Consider the following 8,632-nt stretch of genomic DNA (forward strand, 5'->3'; position numbering starts at 1 on the left):
GTTTCCTTAGTTTTTTAATGTGGGAGGTTTTCGAACCACGAAGCGCGGATTGTAATATAAGGGGAACTATGTGTGTGATTTTTTTGATGATTATTTTGTGTGTGAAAGCTGGGTTGGAAATGCAGAAAGAAACGGAAGGGATTGGAGAGGATATCTTTGACGCGGCGTAATGCCTTTGCAAGGCTATGCGGAGAGAATTTAAATTAATTTTTAAATTTATGATTTTTATAGTTAATTTTTTTGCGTTAATCGTAAAAGTCAAAATTTTTTTGAAGTGTTTTCAGTAGTATCTCAAAAGTCATGTTTTGAGTTGTAGAACTAAGGAGAAGCGCCATCTCTCTAATAAATTATGGTGTTTTCAATATAAACAATAAATTAAGTTGTCGGTAACCACAAATCTATCCTTTCAGAATGCTGATTTTGTAGAGTAAGAATTCGGAATTACATACAAATTAGATGACTTATGCATAAAAAACGCCACTTGTTATCTTCTTGAACCGATTGTCAGATTTTCATTCGGAAAATAATCAGTTGAATTAGTATAGCGGCATTGAATAAGTATTTGGTATTTTGAAGCAAATGAGATTGTCATTTTATTCTGATTTGCAGCATAAACAGCCAATAAATTTAAGAAGAGGATATTTATAATGAGTTTTTCACAAACCGACTTGGTCAACGCGCTGCGCCAACTTTCCGACCGTTTGCCTGAATTTTCAGAACAACAGGTAAGAACAGGACGTCTGTTACGGGTAACAACCGAGCGTTTAAGCAGTCATCTCAATGAGAATTTGAAAACTTTCGGTATCAATGAAAATTTGTGGTTTGCTTTGATGGCAGTTTATGTCAGCCCTAAAAGCGAAATCCTTCCTTCGCGTTTGAGCGACTTGATGGATTTGACGCGTACCAGCGCAACCCGTCTTTCCGATGAGATGGTAGAACGGGGATGGGTAGGTCGTCATATCAATCAGCAAGACCGCCGCCAGATTGTGTTAAAATTGACACAGGAAGGTGAGTCTTTTATCCAACAAGTATGGCCGCAGATTTCCAGTAAGAGCGGGGAAGCTTGGGAAGATTTTACCAATGAGGATTATACCCAGTTGCAAAATCTGTTAGGCAAGCTGTTGAACCGTTTGGACAGCTGATCTGATGCAGTAAGAATTGTGGCAGGGATAAAAGTAAAAAACGGAGTCTGCCATGAAATCAAATATTGCCAAACGGGGCATCTGCATTATTGCAGTATCTGTACTTGCAGCTTGTGCGCAGTTTGGTAAACAAGCACCGTTGGAAGAACCGACGGTGTATTCTTTGCCCGATGGTAAATCGGCATCCCTCATTCAAGACGGATGGTGGTTGCAATTAAAAGATAACAAACTGAATCAATTGATTGCACAAGCTATCCAAACATCAACAGATTTGCGTATTGCCAAGGCGCGTTTCGAGCAAGCACAAGCGCAGCTGGGAATAACCGAAGCCGCCGGCAAAACGCAAATCGGTATGTCTGCAAGCGGGTTTGGGATGTATGTTGCACCCAAGCCCGCATCCTCCCGTATTGATACCGACCATACATTATTATTGGCAAACGCTGCAGTGCAGGGAAGCTGGACATTCGATTTTTGGGGAAAAAACCGTGAGCAGATTGCAGCGGTTTTGGGGCGTCGTCAGGCAATTTTGTATGAAGCACATCAGGCACGGATTGAGTTGGCGAATGCGGTGGCCAAGCAATATTTTATTTGGCAGGCTTTGAGTGAGCGGCAAGCTCTCGTACAAGAGCGTATCAATCTGTCAGAGAAAATGCAGCAATTGGTCTCACGCAGAATCCATGCAAACCTGATGCCTGCGCAATCATTGTATCCCATTGAGTTGGCGCATCAGCAACTTCAGTTGGAAAAAACGTCATTGGAACAACAGATTGCCAAAGTCCGACATGCTTTGGCGGTATTAAGCGGTAACGTGCCGGGAGCGCTTTCCGGACAAGAACCCAGTCGAATGGGTGTGGTTCCTGTTGTACCTGTGAATAAAATCCATGCTGATTTGTTAGCAGCTCGACCGGATATAGCGGCACAAAAATCATTATTGGAATCTAAGCTGCATACGATTAAATCTACTGAGGCAGAGTTTTATCCCAATATTGAGTTAAAAGCCTTGGCAGGTCTTGGACATATTGATGCGTTCAATGTGGTCAGAGGTAAAACATCAGGTATGCTGGGTATTGTTCCGGCTATCAATCTTCCTATTTTCACTTCTGGTGCATTGCAGTCAAAATTGGCAGGTAAACGCGCAGAATATAATGAGCAGGTGGCCGTGTACGATCAAACGGTTTTAAATGCGATGCGTTCTGCTGCGGATGCTGTTGTAGATTACCAAAGCCTACAAAGTAAACAGTCTACTTGGGATAAAATGCTGAAAATATCCGAGAAGTCGGTTAAAAATGCTCAGGGTAGAGTGAGGGCAGGATTGGATAACGGTCTTAACGCATTGCAAAAACAAGATGATATGTTGCAGGTAAAAATGCAATTGGTGCAGTATCAATCTGAATGGTTGATTGCGTGGAGTAATCTGAATGCCCAGTTGGGCGGTGGGTTTAAAACGCAATAGGAGGCTTTTCAGACGACCTCTTTCCTTTTAATTAAGTCAGTTGGCGATATTTTGAATATGCATTTAATGTTTAAATGTATGTGTTCAGAATATCGCCAATTGCTTTTTGATTGTCAGGAATCGGTATTGCTTGGATGGCTTTGAAATGATTGCTTGCGCCTAATGGTAAAAGGGGATATCCAAATGGTTTTTAAATATGATTGTTACTTGATTGAGTAACGATGCGGCTATAAAATGCACCTCTGCATGTATTTTTCAGTATTGTCTATTCTATTAAAATCAAAGAGATATTAATGGGGTGGGGTAAATAAGGAAAATAGTCTGTAATTACTCGGGTTAAAATGAAATCATGGATGCGAATCTCGAAAATAATGAACAATTACGCAATTTAGGGACAAAAAGTTCAAGGGTGGGGCGTAAGCGCGGACGTAATTTGGCAGTTATCACACTGCTTTTTATTTTGATTGCAGTCGGTGTGGCTCTTGCGTATTTCTTATTTTGGCAATACGAGGAAGAGACTGAAGATGCTTATGTTGCGGGCCATCTGGTGCAAATTACCCCTCAAGTCACCGGTACGGTAAGAAAGGTGATGTATGACGATACTGATGTGGTCAAAAAAGGGGATGTCTTAGTTGCGTTAGATGACAGCGATTTTCAGCTGGCTTACGAGCGTGCTCAAAATGAATTGATTCAGGCAATTCGTCAGAATAAACAACAAACTGCGGTTAACTCGAAAGCAAAAGCGCAAGTTCTGTTGCGAAAAGCCGAATTGGCAAAGGCTCAGGCAGATTTGCGTCGACGTGAAGCTTTATCGGGAACAGACGCGATTTCAGGTGAGGAGTTGAGTCATGCCCGCGCTGCTGTGGTTCAAGCTCAAGCGGCTTTGAAGGCAGTGGAAGCGGAAGAGACTTCTGCACAAGCAATTTTAGGTAATAATATCCCTCTGCGTCAACAACCTGCGGTGCAAACAGCCATCAGCCATATTAAAGATGCATGGTTGAATCTGCAACGCACCCAAATTCGCGCCCCGATGAATGGACAGATTGCCAAACGGAATGTTCAAGTAGGGCAGCGTATCGCTCAAGGTTCACCAATGATGGCTGTGGTTCCTTTGAGTAATCTTTGGGTTGATGCTAACTTTAAAGAATCGCAACTGCGTCAAATGAAAATTGGTCAACCTGTTGAAATGACTGCTGATTTATATGGAAATAAAGTGGTCTATCATGGCAGGGTGATGGGTTTGTCTGCGGGTACGGGCAGTGCATTCTCCCTTTTACCACCTCAAAATGCGACGGGGAACTGGATTAAGGTTGTACAACGTGTTCCGGTCCGCATCAGTTTGGATGCGAAAGAGTTGCAGGTAAATCCGCTGCGTGTCGGTTTATCTATGAAAGTAAAGGTTGATATTTCAGGTGCCGGTTCAGGAAAAAATATGACGGCGGTTGCTGATAAAAATGTAGAATCACCGGAAACCGAAAGTGTGGATTGGGCTGCTGCCGATGCGTTGATCGATAAGATTTTTGAGAAATACGCTAAGTAAAAAATGTTTTCAGACGACCTTTCATGTGTTGAATTGCTGAATGTGGTTCTTTGATGGCGAATAGATATCAAAGTACATGAGGAAGCAAATTTGTGACGGATTATACAAGGCAGCACTTTGGTTATGATGATATGAATGTTCATCAAAGAGGTCGTCTGAAAAGGGATGTGTATCTAAGCGCAATCACTGTGCAATATATTGAATGAATAATAGCGAAGAAATATGAATTATCCGCCATTGCAGGGTGTTAGGCTGGTGCTGGTTACGTTGGCACTCAGCCTTGCCGTTTTTATGGAAGTCTTGGATACCACGATTGCCAACGTTGCAGTACCGGTAATTGCCGGGGACTTGGGGGCGGCGACTACTCAGGGTACTTGGGTTATTACGTCATTTGCCGTGGCGAATGCGATTTCAGTGCCGCTAACCGGATTTATGGCAAAACGGTTTGGCGAAGTAAAACTGTTTATCGCCTCCGTAGTGGGATTTGTTTTGCTGTCGTGGTTGTGCGGCATTGCACCCAATCTTCAGGCTTTGGTGATCTTCAGGGTGTTACAAGGCTTTGTAGCCGGACCGTTGATTCCGCTGTCGCAAAGTTTGTTAATGGCATCGTATCCTCCTGAAAAACGGACATTGGCTTTGGCATTGTGGGCAATGACCGTTGTCGTCGCGCCCGTTTTAGGTCCTATTTTCGGCGGTTGGATTTCGGATAATTGGCATTGGGGTTGGATTTTCTTCATCAACATCCCTATCGGTATTATTTCTGCACTTATTGTGTGGCAGCAATTGAGGGATAGGGAAACGGAAGTGGTGAAGACGCCGATAGATTACATTGGTTTAGTATTGATGGTGGTTGGTGTTGGTGCGCTGCAAATGATGCTGGACAGAGGCAAAGAGTTGGACTGGTTTGCCTCTGGAGAGATTATCGTTTTAGGTATAGTGGCATTGGTATGTCTGACATATTTTGTGGTTTGGGAACTGGGCGAGAAATACCCCATTGTCGATTTTTCTTTGTTTAGCAACAGAAATTTTACGATAGGCGTACTGGCGACCTCATTGGGCTTTATGGTTTATATGGGTACGCTCACGCTGTTGCCGCTAGTGTTGCAGTCTAATCTTGGTTATACGGCAACATGGGCGGGCTTGGCGGCTGCACCTGTGGGCTTTCTTCCTATCTTGTTGTCCCCGATCATAGGTAGATTCGGCAACCGTATTGACATGCGTCTTCTTGTTACCGCAAGTTTCTTGATGTTTGCTTTTACTTTCTATTGGCGCACTGATTTTTATGCCGGAATGAATATGAGCAATGTTGTTTGGCCCCAATTCTGGCAAGGCTTGGGTGTGTCCATGTTTTTCCTTCCGTTGACCAGCATTACATTGTCCCATATTAAATCTGATCAAATTGCATCAGCAAGTAGCCTGTCTAATTTCTTGCGCGTCTTCATGGGTGGGGTGGGCGTATCCATAGTCAGTACCATGTGGGAACGGAGAGAAGCTTTGCATCATACGCAGCTGAGTGAACAGATTAATCCATATTCGAGTTTGACTGTTCAAACAGTTCATGAAATGACGAATCGGGGGCTGAGTGAACAGCAGGTTTTGAAAAATATTTCCGATGTCATTACGCAGCAAGGCTTCATCATGGGGTCAAATGAGATTTTCCTGGCTGGCAGTATCTTGTTCATCGCCATGATTTCCATAATTTGGTTTGCCAAGCCGCCATTCAATGGAGGCTCATCAGCAGGGCATTGAATATCAAAAAGGTCGAGACCTTTGCAAAATCCCCTAAATTCCCACCAAGACATTTAGGGGATTTCTCATGAGCACCTTCTTCCGGCAAACCGCACAAGCCATGATTGCCAAACACATCGACCGCTTCCCACTATTGAAGTTGGATCAAGTGATTGATTGGCAACCGATCGAACAATACCTGAATCGTCAAAGAACCCGTTACCTCCGAGACCATCGCGGTCGTCCCACCTATCCCCTGTTGTCCATGTTCAAAGCCGTCCTGCTCGGACAATGGCACAGCCTCTCCGATCCCGAACTTGAACACAGCCTCATCACCCGCATCGATTTCAACCTGTTTTGCCGTTTTGACGAACTGAGCATCCCCGATTACAGCACCTTATGCCGCTACCGCAACTGGCTGGCGCAAGACAACACCCTGTCCGAATTACTGGAACTGATTAACTGCCAACTGACCGAAAAAAACCTAAAAGTAGAGAAAGCATCCGCCGCCGTCATTGATGCCACCATTATTCAGACCGCCGGCAGCAAACAGCGTCAGGCCATAGAAGTCGATGAAGAAGGACAAGTCAGCGGACAAACCACACCGAGCAAAGACAAAGATGCCCGTTGGACAAAGAAAAACGGTTTATACAAACTCGGTTACAAACAACATACCCGCACCGATGAGGAAGGCTATATCGAGAAACTGCACATCACCCCCGCCAATACCCATGAGTGCAACCACCTGTTGCCTTTGCTGGAAGGCATTGCCGAAGACACAACCGTCTATGCAGATAAGGGCTACGACAGTGCGGAAAACCGGCAACATCTGAAAGAACATCAGTTACTGGACGGTATTATGCGCAAAGCCCACCGCAACCGTCCGCTGACGGAAGTGCAAACCAAACGCAACCGATATTTGTCGAAGACCCGTTATGTGGTCGAACAGAGCTTTGGTACGCTGCACCGTAAATTCCGCTATGCCCGGGCAGCCTATTTCGGGCTGATTAAAGTGAGTGCGCAAAGCCATCTGAAGGCGATGTGTTTAAACCTGTTGAAAGCGGCTAACAGGCTAAGTGTGCCTGTTGCCGCCTAAAAGGCGGCCCGGATGCCTGATTATGGGGCGTCCGGGGAGGATTAAGGGGTATTTGGGTAAAATCAGGAGTGATTGGGGCGGAAATAGACGAAAACCTGTGTTTGGGTTCCGGTTGTCGGGGGAAGGGCTTTTTTGCAAAGGTCTCAGGTCGTCTGAAAATTTTCAGACGACCTTTGCCGTTGTAGAAAATATTTCAGGTTAACCTGATTACTTACAGGTCTGGTTTGTCCAGATGGCGAGCAAGAGATTGAACAATTTCTTCTGCTACCTGTAATTTCTCTTTCTCAGGGAAAGATAGTTCCTCGTCATCCGTAATAATAGTAATCTGATTGGTGGATTTTCCCATTGCTTGAGAAACATCATTGGCAATCAGCATCGGAATGCCTTTGCGTAAACGTTTTGCTCGAGCATATTCCAAAACTTTTTCACTTTCTGCGGCAAATCCAATGCAAAAAGGCGATTTGGGTAGGGTGGCTACAGATGCCAAAATATCAGGATTGGCTTCCAATTCAAGGGTCGGGGTATCTTTTGAATTTTCTTTTTTCAATTTGTGCGGGCTGCTGTTTTTTACCTTATAGTCAGCCACAGCGGCTACGGAAATAAAAACATTCTGATCTTCAATATATTTATGAACAGCATCGTACATTTCTTGGGCGCTAATAGCCTGTTCTACATGATAGAGACCGGTTGGCAGGGGAGTTTGTAACTGTCCATAAATTAACGTAACTTGTGCGCCGGCCATTCTGCATGCACGGGCTAGGGCAATGCCCATTTGACCGCTGGAAATATTCGTAATTCCGCGTACCGGATCAATCATTTCCAAGGTCGCACCGGCAGTGATTAAGATTTTTTTGCCGACAAGTATTTTCGGCGTCCATAAATCATGAATCAAATCGGCAAGTTCAATTGCTTCAGGCATTCTCCCTATCCCGATTTCACCGCAAGCCTGTTCGCCATAGGATGGCTGGAAAACCGTGATGTCCTCTGAAATCAGTTGTTGGATATTCCTTTGATTGGCAGGATTGTTCCACATCTCCACATTCATCGACGGAGCGACTGCCATGGGGCATTTTCGTGCTGCTGCCAAATTGGTCAGTAGATTATCAGCAATACCGTTGGCGATCTTGGCAACCGTATTGGCAGTAGCGGGAGCAATTAAAAAAACATCCGCTTCTCGGGTTAAATCAATATGACTCATTCCTCTAGTCGAGTGACCATCGTGCGTATCGACTAGAACAGGATTTCCGCTTAATGCTTGAAACGTAAGGGGGGTAACAAATTCAGTAGCTGCACGGCTCATTGCTACCGTTACAGAATGTCCTTGTTTTTTTAGTAATCTGACCAACTCACATGATTTATAAGCAGCAATACCACCACTTATCCCTAAAAGAATGTGTTTACTCATTACAGTAACTCAATCCAATTTGAATCAAATAAGTCATAATACTAACATGGATACTGTTCAAAAAAGTAACAGGAACTGATGGGTGGGTATCTTAAGTTGTAAATCGAAGCTTGGTATATTTGGAATTGTTTCGGATATTTATGATAAAGGTCGTCTGAAAGAGATTTCAGACGACCTTTGGTGTTGGAGGGGTGGGTTGTTGAGTTTTGTTTGAGAATGGTTTTGAAAGTTTCGAAATAAAAACCGTTGAATTTCATATTGTTGGTGT

6 protein-coding genes and 1 riboswitch are annotated in these 8,632 nt (G+C 44.1%); of the genes, 5 read left to right on the forward strand and 1 reads right to left on the reverse strand.

Features of this window, described 5'->3' with window-relative positions; all coding sequences use genetic code 11:
* A riboswitch (PreQ1 riboswitch) is annotated at positions 1–45 on the reverse strand.
* A gap of 602 nt (positions 46–647) precedes the next feature.
* From DBZ16_RS13945 to DBZ16_RS13965, 5 genes are all read left to right on the forward strand, one after another.
* Positions 648–1,142, forward strand: a complete 495-nt coding sequence (locus tag DBZ16_RS13945) for a MarR family transcriptional regulator (RefSeq protein WP_003757030.1) — start codon at positions 648–650, stop codon at positions 1,140–1,142.
* 52 nt (positions 1,143–1,194) lie between these two features.
* Complete coding sequence (locus tag DBZ16_RS13950) at positions 1,195–2,595, forward strand: efflux transporter outer membrane subunit (RefSeq protein WP_107814402.1); 1,401 nt, start codon at positions 1,195–1,197, stop codon at positions 2,593–2,595.
* Between the two features lie 349 nt (positions 2,596–2,944).
* Positions 2,945–4,135, forward strand: a complete 1,191-nt coding sequence (locus DBZ16_RS13955; protein ID WP_107814403.1) for an efflux RND transporter periplasmic adaptor subunit — start codon at positions 2,945–2,947, stop codon at positions 4,133–4,135.
* A 222-nt stretch (positions 4,136–4,357) separates the two neighbouring features.
* Entirely contained in the window at positions 4,358–5,884 is a 1,527-nt protein-coding gene (locus tag DBZ16_RS13960) for a DHA2 family efflux MFS transporter permease subunit (protein WP_107814404.1), read from the forward strand.
* Positions 5,885–5,951: 67 nt separating this feature from the next.
* On the forward strand, positions 5,952–6,959 hold the full coding sequence (locus DBZ16_RS13965; RefSeq protein ID WP_107814405.1) for an IS5 family transposase: 1,008 nt from the start codon (positions 5,952–5,954) through the stop codon (positions 6,957–6,959).
* A gap of 211 nt (positions 6,960–7,170) precedes the next feature.
* On the opposite strand, the gene coaBC is transcribed toward DBZ16_RS13965, so the two are convergent.
* Positions 7,171–8,364, reverse strand: a complete 1,194-nt coding sequence (coaBC, locus tag DBZ16_RS13970) for a bifunctional phosphopantothenoylcysteine decarboxylase/phosphopantothenate--cysteine ligase CoaBC (RefSeq protein WP_107814406.1) — start codon at positions 8,362–8,364, stop codon at positions 7,171–7,173.
* Between the last annotated feature and the right edge of the window lie 268 nt (positions 8,365–8,632).

It is taken from the genome of Neisseria sicca, assembly GCF_003044565.1.
Taxonomy (GTDB): Bacteria; Pseudomonadota; Gammaproteobacteria; order Burkholderiales; family Neisseriaceae; genus Neisseria; species Neisseria sicca_A.